The organism is Enterococcus sp. DIV1298c, assembly GCF_017316315.1.
GTDB classification, from domain to species: domain Bacteria; phylum Bacillota; class Bacilli; order Lactobacillales; family Enterococcaceae; genus Enterococcus_B; species Enterococcus_B mangumiae.
This window is the reverse complement of record NZ_JAFLWG010000008.1, coordinates 14492-29454: the sequence shown is the minus strand read 5'-3', so window position 1 is coordinate 29454 and position 14963 is coordinate 14492. Positions and strand designations below refer to the sequence as shown.

8 protein-coding genes are annotated in these 14963 nt (G+C 40.8%); all 8 read left to right on the top strand.

Annotated features, from left to right (window positions below; all coding sequences use genetic code 11):
• The first annotated feature begins 123 nt into the window (after positions 1-123).
• Entirely contained in the window at positions 124-3081 is a 2958-nt protein-coding gene (locus JZO83_RS01915) for a GLUG motif-containing protein (RefSeq protein ID WP_207114851.1), read from the top strand.
• 226 nt (positions 3082-3307) lie between these two features.
• Positions 3308-6271: a GLUG motif-containing protein gene (locus JZO83_RS01910; protein WP_207114850.1), complete on the top strand. Its 2964-nt coding sequence runs from the start codon at positions 3308-3310 to the stop codon at positions 6269-6271.
• Between the two features lie 532 nt (positions 6272-6803).
• Positions 6804-9515, top strand: a complete 2712-nt coding sequence (locus tag JZO83_RS01905; RefSeq protein ID WP_207114849.1) for an LPXTG cell wall anchor domain-containing protein — start codon at positions 6804-6806, stop codon at positions 9513-9515.
• 292 nt (positions 9516-9807) lie between these two features.
• Complete coding sequence (locus JZO83_RS01900) at positions 9808-10440, top strand: response regulator transcription factor (RefSeq protein WP_207114848.1); 633 nt, start codon at positions 9808-9810, stop codon at positions 10438-10440.
• Positions 10441-11571: a histidine kinase gene (locus JZO83_RS01895; RefSeq protein ID WP_206853387.1), complete on the top strand. Its 1131-nt coding sequence runs from the start codon at positions 10441-10443 to the stop codon at positions 11569-11571.
• 65 nt (positions 11572-11636) lie between these two features.
• A complete protein-coding gene (locus tag JZO83_RS01890) occupies positions 11637-12572 on the top strand; it encodes an ABC transporter ATP-binding protein (RefSeq protein WP_207114847.1) in 936 nt (311 codons plus the stop codon).
• Between the two features lie 11 nt (positions 12573-12583).
• Positions 12584-13684 carry an ABC transporter permease gene (locus tag JZO83_RS01885; RefSeq protein ID WP_207114846.1) on the top strand — a complete coding sequence of 367 codons (1101 nt, stop codon included), beginning with the start codon at positions 12584-12586 and terminating at the stop codon, positions 13682-13684.
• A complete protein-coding gene (locus tag JZO83_RS01880) occupies positions 13684-14814 on the top strand; it encodes an ABC transporter permease (protein ID WP_207114845.1) in 1131 nt (376 codons plus the stop codon). Before JZO83_RS01885 ends, JZO83_RS01880 begins: the two co-directional genes overlap by 1 nt.
• Positions 14815-14963 lie beyond the last annotated feature (149 nt).

Here is a 14963-nt window from a genome sequence, read left to right as displayed (position 1 = left end):
TATAATTAGAGTTATCTAATACAAAAAGCTTTTCAAACAGTAAAAAAATTCATTTAAAGAAAGTTTTATGAGATAATGTACATATAAATTAAAATATAATTAGAAAATAAGAGGTGGTTTTTTATGGTTAAGCTGAACAAGAAAAAACTGATTGCAAGTGTGCTGTTAAGTTCGATGGTGTTAGCACAAACAGCACCGACTTTTGCAAGCGTTTTAGAAGATATCGATCCAATCAATCACACAGTCACTGAAGCAGAGGAAACAATTGAAGAATTAGATGAAATGGAAAATCTTATCGATGAAATCATAGATGAAGAGGTGTCATCAAATGAACCAGATATTCTAGATGATGAGAGCAATATAGTGGTAGCGACTGAGAAAATCGAACAAGAAGTGCTAGCAGAGGATTTGCTACCTTCGTCTGACGAACTGGCAGAAACAAACTTGTCTGAAAGTGATGAAGTAGAAATACTGGTCGAAGAAATGCCTGAGTTGCAAGAAGAGAACGAAGACTTAGAAGAGGCTTCGATCAGTTCAAGATTTACCGGTGTAGGAGACGGAACAGCTGTCTCGCCTTATCAAATCACAAATGAAGAACAGCTGAATGCCATGCGTGACGATCTGACTGCGCATTATAGAATTATGAATGATATCACCTTAACGTCAGAGTGGATACCAGTCGGCTATTATTCTACATCGTATGATACTATAAATAGAAATTTTAGAGGTAGTTTGACGTCTGAACCTGGTGCTGTGATCAGGAATTTAACGATCAAATCTAATTCACCGGATACAGCAGCGACTCGAGGGTATAGAGGGCTTTTTGCAACAACTGATGGTGCGACGATTTCTGGAATCACTATCGAAAATCCAAATGTTATTGCGGGAGACGGTGCTGGAACAGGTGCGTTAATCGGACGTGTAATAGATTCGCCAAATGCTGTTACAATGGTGAGTGATACTAAGGTTATTGGTGGGAATATTGAGTCGACCGTACAGGGATATATTGGAGGGTTGATTGGTTACTCCGAATATAGTATTGTTTCTCGCTCCTCTTCCTCAGCTACTGTTACGTTAGCTGCAACAACAAGTGAAGGAACAGGTGGCTTGATTGGAGTAAGTGGTCGTGGTCAAATCATCGATAGCTATGCTACAGGGAATGTAACTAGTAACCGAGCACATACAGGAGGGTTGATTGGCTATAATCTTGGTGGAACGATCAAGCGTTCGTATGCAACCGGAGACGTAACTAGTGGTGGTGATTACACTGGCGGCCTTATTGGAGGAAATTCTTATACGGCATCTATCTATGATTCTTATGCTACAGGGAATGTACAAGGTAGTAGATATACTGGTGGATTAGTTGGAATGCTCGATACTGGGGTAATTGAAGTTGCACAAAGTTATAGTACAGGGAATGTCGTTGGGACAAACTACACAGGAGGCTTTGTAGGCAGAGTGTCTGGAGCATCAGTTAGGATCCGAAACAGTTTTGCAATGGGAGATGTGAGTGGAACTGGGAATGTCGATGTTTTTGGTATAGGCGGAACTATTGTCGATAATTACTACTATCATCTTGCGAAAGTTTTATACGGTGGAGTAGCCCCAGAACAACTACCGAATGATATGGGTAAACTTGAGCCTCTTGATGTCATCGAGTTACGTACGCAAACGACCTATATCGAGAATGTTTGGGATTTCAACTCCGTTTGGGTCTGGGATACAGAAACGAATTATCCTAAATTAGGATTAGGAACTGAGGTCGATACGTTACCAATCAATGCGATCGGTGAAACGATCCAGGTAACTTATGGTGGCTCAGAAACGCGCATTCCGTTAGCGGAAGTCTTCTCCTTGATTGGTCGAGGCGGCAATCCTGAAGATTTCCTTTTTGAATCGGATGGTGAAGCGATCAGTATTTCTGAAGACGGAAATGACTTGATCATGGCGATCGACAGTGTAGGAATTTACGAAATCACTGCGGTTCCTTTAAGTCGTTTAACGACATTAGAACCTGGACAAAATTGGGGGAAAGCAACGATTGAAGTAACGCCAGCTGAAATTACAGTAGAAAAAGGAAGAGTATTTGAACGTACTTTTAATGGAACAACGGAAGTTACTGATTTTGAGCTTCCAACGTTATCAGGGGTAGTCGAAAGCGATGAAATCGCTTGGCAGGAAGAGCTATTCCAATTTACTGATAGCATTGCGGGGACAAATACGATTACTGGTGATAATTGGCGAATCGATTGGGGAACCGTAAATCAAGAGAACTATGAAGTCGTTGGTGTATTAGCTGATGAAAGTGATAATTTCCAAGTGACCGACTTATTCGAGGTCGAAGGAATCGTCAAAGCAGCAGGGGCCTTTTTAAGAATCGACGAAGAATTAGCGGCACAAAACAACACCCATGAAGTGATTACGATTGCGGGTACTGCCCTTCTTCATCACGATGAGACACCAGATACACCTGGTGAACAGTGGTACCACGACCATGCAGAGGAGTTGCTTCAAGATGTGACCTTCTTGATTTACGATACAGATCCACAAGCGAATCCATTGGCACGAGTGGTTGCTTATGCAGATGGCGTAGCGGCAGTAGACGGGGCATTTGTAGGGTTAAGTGCGAATACCACGTATTGGATCACTGCGACTTCAGATGAGAGTACGAATTTTAGCTCAGGGGAAGAATCTGCCCCAATCATGCTTACTACATCACTTTCAGGAGATAATGGAGGAAACGGAGGAAATGGAGATAATGGTGGAGATAACGGAGGAACCGGTGGAAATACAGGAAACACAGGAAATAACATTGGCGCTCCTTCAGGAAGCAATCAAACTGGCAATAATCAGTCAGGGAACAATCAATCTGGAACTACCCCTACTCCAAATGGTGGAAGTGTAAATACTTCTGGAAGTGGTAACGGAAGTGTTCCTACGAATGCTGCATCAGCCGGAAGTAATGGCAGAAGTGGTAATTTACCGAAGACAGGCGAAGTAGCAAGTGCGTTTGCACTGCTTGGCTTTGGTGCTGTAGGTACAGCTCTAGCTAGTTGGTTGAAAGGTAAGAAAAATAATTAAACGATAATTTGAAAAGTGAGATTGAGATAATTATGCGTAGGCTCAAGAAGTAATCCTCAAATCCTTAAATCAGCTTTTTAGTTTTAGGTGTTGGACTATTTTTAGAAATTATGCATCCTTGTTTCAATCTCTTTTTTCGAGTAGTTTTCTGTTTTATTTCACTTGCCTCTCTTATTTTTATTAGGTGAATAATGATTTAAATCATAATTTGAAAGGTGGATTTTCTATGAGGAAGTTGAACAAGAAAAAACTGCTTGCAAGTGTACTTTTAAGTTCGATGATGTTAGCACAAACTGCACCGACATTTGCAAGTGTTTTAGATAGTGTCGATCCAATGAATCACCCAGTAGCTGAAAATGAGGAAACAGTCGAAGAGTTAGATGAAATAGAAAATCTTAAAGATGAAATCATGGATAATGAGGTTGAATCCAATGAGGTAGAGGCATTGGAAGATGCGAGCGATATCAGGGTAGAAACTGAGGAAAACGCAGAAGAACCATTTCCAGAAAAACCTTTATCTTTGTCTGATGAACCGGAAGAGGCAGACTTACCTGAGATGGATGAAGCAGAAACGTTTGCCGAACCAATAGCTGAGTCGCAAGAAGAGAACGAAGATTTGGAAGAAATTTCGGTCAGTTCAAGGTTTACGGGTGTAGGAGATGGAACAGCTGTTTCACCTTATCAAATAACGAATGAAGAACAGTTGAATGAAATGCGAGCGGATCTGACAGCGCATTATAGAATCATGAATGACATTACATTAACTTCAGCGTGGATTCCTGTCGGTTATTATTCTACGTCGTTTGACGCTGTAAATAGAAATTTTAGAGGCAGTTTGACCGCTGAACCTGGCACTGTGATCAGGAATTTAACGATTACGGCTAATTCGTCTGATACCGTGTCAGGGCAAGGCTATAGAGGTCTTTTTGCGACAACCGATGGGGCTACGATTTCTGGAATCACTATTGAAAATCCGCGAGTTGTGGCAGGAGATGGTGCTGGAACTGCGGCATTGATCGGACGTGTCAGAGATTCTACCGATTCTGTTACTAGAGTGAGTGATTCTAGGATTATTGGCGGAAGCATCGAATCAACGATGTATGGTTTTATTGGTGGTTTAATTGGTTACGCAGGAGCCAGTATTGTTTCTCGTTCCTCTTCTTCCGCTAGTATTAGGTTTAATTCAATCAGAAGTCAAGGAGTAGGTGGCTTGCTTGGCGTAAGTACTAGCGGGCAAATAATCGACAGTTATGCCACTGGAGATGTGACAAGTACCCAGGTGAATACAGGTGGTTTGATTGGTAACAATTCTGGTGGAAGGGTCACTCGCTCCTATGCGACAGGAAATGTCACTAGTAGTGGTGACTATACAGGTGGACTTATCGGTTTAAACGATTCTGATGCAGCTATCTACGATTCTTATGCCACCGGGAATGTAAACGGAAATGAAAATACAGGTGGGCTCGTGGGGATGATCGATAGTGGCGTTCTTGAGACGCAGCGAAGTTATAGTACAGGAAATGTTATCGGCACAAATTATACTGGGGGCTTCGTAGGTAGAGCTTTGGGAGCAACTACCATTCAAAATAGTTATTCAATGGGTGATGTTAGTGGAACTGGGAATGTTGATGTTTTTGGTGGTGGTGAAGGAAATAAGGTAAATAATTACTACTATCATCTTGCAAAAGTTTTAGACGGTGGGGCTGTTCCTGAACAACTACCAGATGATCTTGGTATACTTGAACCGGTTGATGTCATCGAGTTACGTACGCAAACGACCTATATCGAGAATGGCTGGGATTTCAACTCGGTTTGGCTCTGGGATACTGAAACAAACTATCCCAAGTTAGGATTAGGTAATGAAGTCGATACATTACCAATGAATGCGCTAGGAGAAACGATTCAAGTGACGTATAGTGGACCAGAAACGCGCATTCTATTGGCAAAAGTCTTCTCTTTGATTGGTCGAGGCGGCAATCCTGAAGATTTTCTTATTGAGTCGAGTGGCGGAGCAATCAGTATTTCCGAAGATGGCAATGACTTGATCATGGAGATTGACAGTGTGGGTGTTTATGAACTCACTGCGGTTCCGTTGAGACGTTTAACCACATTAGAACCCGGACAAAACTGGGGTAGGGCAACGATTGAAGTGACTCCAGCTGAAATCACTGTGGAAAAAGGCAGGGTATTTGAGCAAACGTTTAATGGAACAAGAGAAATCCTTGATTTTGAACGTCCAACGTTATCGGGTTTAATTGAAGGTGACGAAATCAATTGGCAGGAAGAGGTATTCCAGTTCACTGATCCTATTGCTGGAACGAATACGATCGAAGGGGATAGTTGGCAGATTGATTGGGGAACCGTGAATCAAGAAAACTATGAAGTCGTTGGTGTATCAGCAAATGAAAATGGTGAGTACCAAGTGACCGACTTATTCGAGGTCGAAGGAATCGTCAAAGCAGCAGGTGCCTTCTTAAGAATCGATGAAGAGTTAGCGGCACAAAACAACACCCATGAAGTGATTACGATTGCGGGTACTGCCCTTCTTCATCACGATGAGACACCAGATACACCTGGTGAACAGTGGTACCACGACCATGTAGAGGAGTTACTTCAAGATGTGACCTTCTTGATTTACGACACAGATCCACAAGCGAATCCATTGGCACGAGTGGTTGCTTATGCAGATGGCGTAGCGGCAGTAGACGGGGCATTTGTAGGGTTAAGTGCGAATACCACATATTGGATAACTGCAACTTCAGATGAGAGTGCGAACTTTAACGCAGGGGAAGAATCGGATCCAATCGTTCTTACTACGTCACTTTCAGGAGACAATGGAGGAAACGGAGATAATGGTGGAGATAACGGAGGCACTGGTGGAAATACAGGAAACACAGGAAATAACATTGGCGCTCCTTCAGGAAGCAATCAAACTGGCAATAATCAGTCAGGGAACAATCAGTCAGGGAACAATCAATCTGGAACTACCCCTACTCCAAATGGTGGAAGTGTAAATACTTCTGGAAGTGGTAACGGAAGTGTTCCTACGAATGCTGCATCAGCCGGAACTAATGGCAGAAGTGGTAATTTACCGAAGACAGGTGAAGTAGCAAGTGCGTTTGCACTGCTTGGCTTTGGTGCGGTAGGTACAGCTTTGGCTAGTTGGTTGAAAGGTAAGAAAAAAAATTAAACGATAATTTGAAGAATGAGATTGAGATAATGATAGGCAGATTCAATAAATATTCCTATGACCTTAAAATAGCTGTTTAGATTTTAAGTTTTGGACTATTTTTGAAAACTGACTGTGATTATCTCAATCTTTTTTAGTATTGTCTATTTCCTTTTTCCTAGGCATCGTTTTATATCAAGTGATTTGAGTGGAATACCAAGGAAAAATAATCAGTGAAATAAAGTCAATTGATCGATGGTCGCTCAATTATCTGAGGGATCTCATTTTTTTGTAGAGAATTAAATGAGCGGGGATAAACATTATGATGTTTTAATATCATTCGTTATCAAATTATTGCAGAGGCGCTAACCTAAATCACTACGATGAAATTTAAAAATTCACATAATAAATAAATATAAAAATGTTATTATATAATTAGAGTTATCTAATTATAATAAGCTTTAAAACAGCGAAAAAATTAAATTTATTATTATTTTATGAGATAATAATGTTGTTAATTAAAAAATAGTTAGAAATGAAAGGGTGGGTTTTTATGGTTAAGTTGAGCAAGAAAAAACTGATTGCAAATATCCTTCTGAGTTCTATGTTGTTGGCGCAAACAGTACCAACTTTTGCAAACGCTTTAGAGAATGATGAGATGGTAAGTCAAACAGAAAGTGGTAGTGGTGTACCGGGTGAAGCAACCGCTCAAGAGGAAGCGACAGATCGTCTAGAAGATCAGTTCTCACTGTCTGAAGAATTCGATGAGACAAATGGAATGGCTATTGAACCTTTATTTTCAGGGGGAGGTAATGGTTCTATCGACTCTCCATTCCAAATCACCACTGAAGCTCAATTAAATGAAATGAGAAATGATTTAACCGCTCACTACCAATTGATGAATGATATCACGTTAACTTCAGACTGGATTCCTGTGGGCTATGGGGCAACTTCAGCAACAAAATTCACAGGAAGTTTTATAGCCACGCCTGGAACAGTTATTCGTAATATGAGAGTGACTACGGGCGTACAATCAGGTGATGAAGACAATCGTGGGTTCTTTGGCGTGACTGAGGGTGCAAGAATTTCCGGAGTCACATTAGAAAATCCACTTGTCATCGGAGGAGGCAGCGGAGGTGCTACCGGCGGATTGATTGGCAGAATCAGTGATGTAACGAGACCAACAACTGTCGCTGATTCTGCTATTATTGGTGGAAGTATTGAAACTAGTAGTACCTATGTAGGGGGGCTAGTCGGATTTATACCGATTAATACTTATGGTACCGCTGTGATTCGTTCCTCATCTTCTGCGACAGTTACAGTTAATGGGGATGTAAATGACACTAACCAGGCTGTCGGCGGTTTGATTGGCTACAATGGAAATACTGTAGTCGATAGTTACGCAACTGGTCATGTAACAGCTAATGTGCACAATGTCGGCGGTTTGATTGGCTATAATCATTATGGGCATGTCAGTCGTTCATATGCGACAGGTAATGTCACTAGCTCAGGAGGCGAGGGACATGGTGGGTTGATTGGCACACAATTTACTTCTAGTACAGTGGTTGATTCTTATGCGACTGGCGATGTCACTGGAATAAATAAGGTTGGTGGTTTTATCGGAGAGATCCAGGCTCTTGCGAAGGAGGTCGCTCGGAGCTATAGCACTGGGCATGTCGTTGGGATCGATTTTGTTGGCGGATTTGTTGGGAAATCTAGTCAATATAGGCCAAAGAATAGCTACGCGATGGGGGATGTCATTGGAGAGACAAATGTCCACCATTTCAATTTAGAAAATTATAGTATTCGTAGTTATTACTATAATAATTCTAAAGTGTTAGCCGGTGGAGAACGTGTGGAGGGCAAAATCACCCCAGATGTTCTCGAACCGTTAGATGTCATTGAATTACGAACACAAAGTACCTATAAATCCAATGGATGGGATTTCGGTAGTACTTGGATATGGGATACTACGACAAATTATCCTAAGTTAGGAATAGGTAATGAAGTCGATACGTTACCGATTGATGCATTAGGTGAAACGATCGAAGTTCCATATGGTGGAAGAGAGACAAAAGTTCTCCTTTCTGATGCGTTCTCTGTATTTGGACGTGGTGGCAATCCTGCTGATTATCTTTTTGGAACAGATGCAGATGGGTTCCGTCTCTCAGATGATGGTCAATATTTGATTTTAGAGGTGACAAGTATTGGCACTTATGAAATTACTGCTACACCACTCAGACGTCTGACTGTGCTAGAACCTGGACAGCATTGGAATAAAGCAACTGTAGAAGTTACTCCAGCTGAAATTACGCTAGAAAAAGGGACGGTTTTTGCTCGTTCATTCAATGGAACGACAGACATCGATCGTTTTGATGCGCCAACACTGACTGGCTTAGCGCCAGGCGATGAAGCGACTTGGATAGAAGGAGACTTCAAATATAAAGATAGTGTTGCGGGCACAAATACGATCGAAGGGGCAAACTGGACACTTGATTGGGGAACGATCGATCTTTCTAATTATGATGTAACAAGCTTACCAACTAACGGAGAGGATACCTACCTGATTGAGGATCTCTTTGAAGTCGAAGCGATTACAAAAGCAGCTGGGGCTTACTTGAGAATTGACGAAGAACTAGCAGCACAAAACAATACGCATGAAGTGATCACGATTGCAGGGACAGCGCTGCTTCATCATGATGATACACCAGATACACCTGGTGAACATTGGTACCATGACCATGCAGAGGAGTTGCTTCAAGATGTGACTTTCCTGATCTATGATACGGACCCTCAAGCTAATCCTCTTGCACGAGTAGTTGCTTATGCAGATGGGATAGCCGCGGTGGATGGGGCGTTTGTGGGATTAAGTCCTAATACGAGCTATTGGATTACTGCTATTTCAGACGAGAGTACGAACTTTTCAGCAGGGGAAGAATCTGACCCAATCGTTCTTACCACAGCGCGTTCAGGTGGTAATGGTGGGAATGGCGGAAACGGAGGACCTGGTGGAAATACTGGGAATAACACTGGTGATCCTTCCGGTAATAATTCACCTGGGAACAATCAACCTGGTACAACTCCAAATGGGGGAAGCGGCAATGGAAGTGGTACTAATGCTGCAGCGACTAGTACTGGCAGAGGTGGTAAATTACCGAATACAGGTGAAGTAGTTAGTGCTTTTGCATTGTTAGGCTTTGGTGCGGTAGGTACCGCTCTAGCAAGTTGGCTGAAACGTAAGAAAGATAATGAAACGATGGTATAAGAAATAAGACTAAGATAGTCATAGATGCAAGCTGAAAAAACCCAAAAATGTTTCTTTTAGTTTTTGGGTTTTTTCTTATCTTCTAAAGATGATTGTGTCATACCCGATAACGATCAAGACCTGCTGACTCGTACTTCTATTTACCTATTCTTTCTAGTATACTAAAAAGAAAGAAGAAGTGTTGAGACAGAGATGACGATTCGAATGATTTAACCAAAAGTAAATTGATACACTGTTTACTCGCTTTTTCTCGCTGTACCTATTTGTTTAAAATAAAACATGGAGAATCGCTATGACAAAAATTTTATTAGTAGATGATAGTGCGCTGATTACAAGTGGCTTGAAAATCATATTAGAAAGTGCAGCAGACTTTCAAGTGGTTGGCATTTGTCATGATGGGGATTCAGCCATTCAATTTTGTAAAGAAAACCAAGTGGATATCGTATTGATGGATGTGCGTATGCCGGGAATGGATGGCGTTACTGCTACGAAGCAGATCACGGAAGAATACCAGATACCCGTCATTATTCTAACTACTTTTGATGAAGATCGCTACATAGATGAAGGAATATGCAATGGTGCGAGTGGTTATCTTTTAAAAACAACTCCTCCAGAAGCAGTGATCCAAGCAATTAAAAGTGTGTTACAAGGACAAACGATCCTTTCAAAAGAAATCCTTGTGAAAGCAACACAACACTTAGCCAAGAAGAACAATCAAGAAGCGAATCTAACTGTATTAACAGAGCGCGAGCAAGAGATCGCCCATTTAGTCGCAAAAGGTATGACGAATAAAGCGATCGCGCAAACACTATTTTTAAGCGAAGGAACTGTCCATAATAATCTTTCAATGATTTTAAAAAAATTGAACTTGGATCATCGCACACAACTAGCGATCTACGTTCTCACTGGCGAGGTAATGACATAGATGCAAGCAATCAGATTATCGATCAATTTGTTGTCGATCATTGGCTTGATCGGACTGACGATCGATCAAACCTCTTCACAAACATTGATGTTCGTGATTGGTTTAAGTATGGCATGGTTAGCACTATTCTTCTTAGGCGAAAGCTTTCAAAGTTATCGTCCTTGGTTTGTTGTTTTGCAATTGATCAGCGTTTTGTTAAGTTTGATTTTTGTCGAACAAGTGATTTTTTTGTTGCCACTTTCTCTGCTACAAGGCTATTTTTGTTTGGAAAAACCGTGGTTGCTTTTATTTATAGGGTTGATCAGTTATAGTGTGGGGAGTTTCTTTCTTTCTTCTTCGCTGTACTTTTTATTTGTTTTGTGGGTAAGTGGGATGATCAGTATCATTTGGTCTGCGGAAAAGATGACGAAAGAGCAAGAAGAACTGACTATTTCTTCGGATTATTTGCGGATCGAACGAAACAAGTTATCCAAACTTTTTTCGCAAAGTACGTTGAATGCGGAAGTCATGCAAAAAGAAGCAACATTAGTCGAGAGACAACGGATCATCCATGAGATACATGATCATCTAGGGCACGACTTGACGAGCTGTTTGATCCAATTAGAAGCAGCAAAAGTCACTAATAAAAACCAGCCAGAACAAGCGCAGCGATTGTTGATCCAGTCGAGTGATATTTTAAGAAAATCGATCCAAGAAGTGCGCAATCTTTTACATGATGAACGTCCTACAAATGAATCTTTCAATATCAATAAAGTCAAGGCGGAACTTCAACGTTTCTCCGATAGCCATCAAATCATTGTCGATTTTCAATATAGTGGCGCTTTAAATAAAATCAGTCGCTTCCACTGGCAAGTCATTGCTGCAAATTTGAAGGAGTTTTTAACGAATACGTTGAAATATAGTGAAGCTTCGACTGTAACGGTACGTTTACATGTCTATCAAAAATTTTTGCGCTTTGAATCTAAAAATAATGGAGCAAGTGCAGGAGACATTCGTAAAGGGCTTGGTATTTTAGGAATGGAAGAGCGAACAGCAGTGTTGAATGGTAAATTGTTGATTGATGGAACGAATGGGTTTCAGATCACTACGATTTTACCTTTTGAGCAAGAACATGAGATTTCTAATTCATAAATCATGAGGAACTGTACTACTGCAGTTCCTCTTTTTTTTATAGAATATAAGAAAGGAGTGATTAGATGAATGTATTGAGCGTGCAAAAATTGACTAAAAAGTTTGGACAGAAGGTTGCTGTGGACAATGTATCATTTGAGGTGCCTGAAGGAACGATTTTAGGATTGTTAGGACCAAACGGAGCAGGGAAGTCAACCGTGATCAATATGATCACTGGTCTGTTGAATAAAACATCGGGAACTGTTCAGTTGTTTTCAGAAGAGATGAGCGAACGAAAAAGAGAACTTAGAAGAAAATTAGGCGTGGTTCCACAAGACCTAGCGATTTATTATGATCTATCGGCTGAAGAAAATGTTCGCTTTTTTTGTGGACTCTATGGAATCAGAGGAGAAGAATTAAAAAATAGTGTAGAACAAGCACTGCGAACGGTTGATCTATATGAACGAAGAAAAGAACGACCGAGTGCTTTTTCTGGTGGGATGCAACGACGGTTGAATATTGCGATGGCGATTGCCCATCGACCTGCTTTACTGATCATGGATGAGCCGACGGTCGGAATCGACCCACAATCTAGAAATTATATCTTATCAGCAATCGAAAAAATGAAAGAAAACGGCACGACGATCATCTACACAAGTCACTACATGGAAGAAGTTGCGCGTTTGGCAGATGAGATCGTCATTATCGATCAAGGCCAAGTGATTGCTTTCGGCAGCGAGGAAGATTTAGTGAGTCTTGTAATAGATAAAATCAACCTACAGATCACCGTGGAGAATCCAGAATCGCTAAATATCCAAGAAATCAGTGATATCAATGGAGTTATCAATGTGTCACTCGAAAAACAACAATTGCAGATCATGACGTTGCTTGAAAGTAAATTGTTGAACCAGATTTTGATGTTATTGATCAAGCAGGAAGTCAGGGTAGTAGATGTATTACAACAAGCGCCGGATCTAGAAACAGTTTTTCTGAGTCTGACTGGACGCACGCTAAGAGATTAGGAGAAGCGATCATGAATAAAAAAATAATTATTCGAACCCTGATACAAAGTTTACGTGAAAAATCTAATTATATTTATTTTGTTGCTTTTCCGATTACGTTGATGTTCATTCTCGGGGCAGTGCTTCAAGGTGTGTTCAATAATGATTTTGTATCTGATATAGAACCCTTGACTGTACAATATCAAATCGACGATCCAGAAGTTCGGGGAATCTTCCAACAGGTGACTTCTTTTACTGACGGCACCATCCATTTTGAAGAAGTGGCAAATAAAAAAGAGGGATTAGCGAATATAAGAAAACAAACGGCGGATGCCTACTTGTCTTTTTCAGACCATGTCGAGGTACAGAGTCGGGAACTGTCCAACGTGGAAAAAACGATACTTCAAAGCTATTTAGTAGAAATCGTACAGGAAATCAAACGTCAAAGTATCATTATGGAACAACAATTACCACCAACCACTGGCTTAGTTTCAGCTGATCAGTTTACGGATGCGATCGTTATCGATCAGGAAAATCAACGAGAGACCGCCACATCTTACCAATATTATGCGATTGCGATGATCAGTCTCTTTGTATTATATTTTTCTGAAACTGGACTAAGCATGTTTCGCGAAGCACGGCAACATGGAACGGTGCAAAGAGAATTAGTCACGCCACTTAGCCGTAAAAAAATTATTTTATCGACATTTTTCGGCCATTTTGTTTTTGGGATGTGCGTCGTATTGCTCTTGATGCTCCTTTCTCAATTTTTATTTGATGTACCTTGGTATTTAAGATTTGGTTTTTCTTATTTTAATCTCGTTGCCCTTATGGGAAGTTTTTTAGCACTAGGTCTATTTTTAGAAACTGTTGGGGATCGTGGCGAAAAAAGAATTGGATCTAGCACAACGCAGATCTTTATCCAATTGACTGGCTTTCTAGGAGGCGCATATTTTCCAACGAATGAAACAATGATGAGGTTCTCACCACTAGGCTGGGTCTTAGCATCAGTAAGAGAAAGCCTATGGACGGATAATCCATTGCATTGGGTAGGTATTTATGGGAATGTTGGCATATTGCTCGTCCTACTCACATTGTCAGTCGTTATTTTAGATAAAAGGGAGGTATTCTAATGAAAGATATCTTTTGGGTCATTAGAGAACGGTTCGTTCTTTGGCGAAATCGCCCATTACAAATTTTATTTCTTATCGGGATTCCTTTCTTAAGTGTCGTACTTTATCTTTTTGCCTATGGCGATCAAGAAACGAATTTGCTGACGATCGGGGTAGTGGATCAAGATCGCTCATCCTACAGTGAGTTGCTTATTGAGAGTTTAGAAAAACGTGTGGCTGTTCAGAAAATTGCCTCGGTAGAAGATATCGATCAAGTGCTTTCACGACAAAACGCGGTGGCAGTCATTACGATTCCTGAGGGGTATCAAGAAAATGTTGCTGAAACTCCGGAACTTTCTCTACGGACATTTCAAAAAGGGGAACTGCTAAATAATGTGGATCGGTTAGTTCAACGTGCATTAGCAGAGGTTGCCAGCATCCAATCATTAGCAGAAGCAGGAGGAGAAGGTGAATTGCTTGACCGCTTGAAGGAACCGACAGAAATCGAGATCCGTCAAGTGGATCAAAGAGCCACGACTGAACAAATGTCGGTTCAAATCATCGGCTTTTTATTGATGATGCTTTTATTTCAAGCAGGAAATTTTGGCACGACGACTATCCAAGAAGAGCGACGGAATAAAATTTATACACGCTTGATGACTACTTCTATTGCTAAAAGTACTTATTTTATTGGCACAACGATCTTTGCGATGTTTGCTATGCTGATCCAAGTGATTTTAGCGGTCATCGTCATGACAGGTCTATTCGATATCGATCCTGGGTTAAGTGCGTTTGATTTGATTTTATTACTGACCCTATTCAGTATACTAGCGGTAGGTTGGTCGATTGCTATTGGTGTACTCGCATCAAGTACGAACGTTGCAGCGGCTTTACAAAGCATCTTGATCACTGTTACCAGTTTACTGTCAGGTGCTTTGATCCCACATGAGGTAATGCCAGAATTCATGCAGAAAGTTTCGATGATCACCCCACAATATTGGATTTTGACGATGATCAAAAATTTCCAATCGGGGCAAACCTGGGAAGGCAACCACAGAGAAATGCTCATCTTGATTATTTATATTCTATTCTTCCTTAGTTTGGCAGTGTATGGTTATACGAGAAGGAATAGACAAGAAGTGTATAGTTGATGAAATAAAAGAGTGGGGCATCGCCTCTCTTAAAGATGAAGAACAACAGATCATTCCATGGCGGTTTTTTTGGAATGATCTGTTGTTTACTTAAAAAGTATTGGCCATGTTTAATGAAACCCCCAAGTCATTTTTTTCAGTTTTAAGAA

What these genes read in the sequence shown, in the direction of transcription:
- JZO83_RS01915 (WP_207114851.1), top strand. Translation starts at nt 124, where the DNA reads ATGGTTAAGCTGAACAAGAAAAAACTGATTGCAAGTGTGCTGTTAAGT.
- JZO83_RS01910 (WP_207114850.1), top strand. Translation starts at nt 3,308, where the DNA reads ATGAGGAAGTTGAACAAGAAAAAACTGCTTGCAAGTGTACTTTTAAGT.
- JZO83_RS01905 (WP_207114849.1), top strand. Translation starts at nt 6,804, where the DNA reads ATGGTTAAGTTGAGCAAGAAAAAACTGATTGCAAATATCCTTCTGAGT.
- JZO83_RS01900 (WP_207114848.1), top strand. Translation starts at nt 9,808, where the DNA reads ATGACAAAAATTTTATTAGTAGATGATAGTGCGCTGATTACAAGTGGC.
- JZO83_RS01895 (WP_206853387.1), top strand. Translation starts at nt 10,441, where the DNA reads ATGCAAGCAATCAGATTATCGATCAATTTGTTGTCGATCATTGGCTTG.
- JZO83_RS01890 (WP_207114847.1), top strand. Translation starts at nt 11,637, where the DNA reads ATGAATGTATTGAGCGTGCAAAAATTGACTAAAAAGTTTGGACAGAAG.
- JZO83_RS01885 (WP_207114846.1), top strand. Translation starts at nt 12,584, where the DNA reads ATGAATAAAAAAATAATTATTCGAACCCTGATACAAAGTTTACGTGAA.
- JZO83_RS01880 (WP_207114845.1), top strand. Translation starts at nt 13,684, where the DNA reads ATGAAAGATATCTTTTGGGTCATTAGAGAACGGTTCGTTCTTTGGCGA.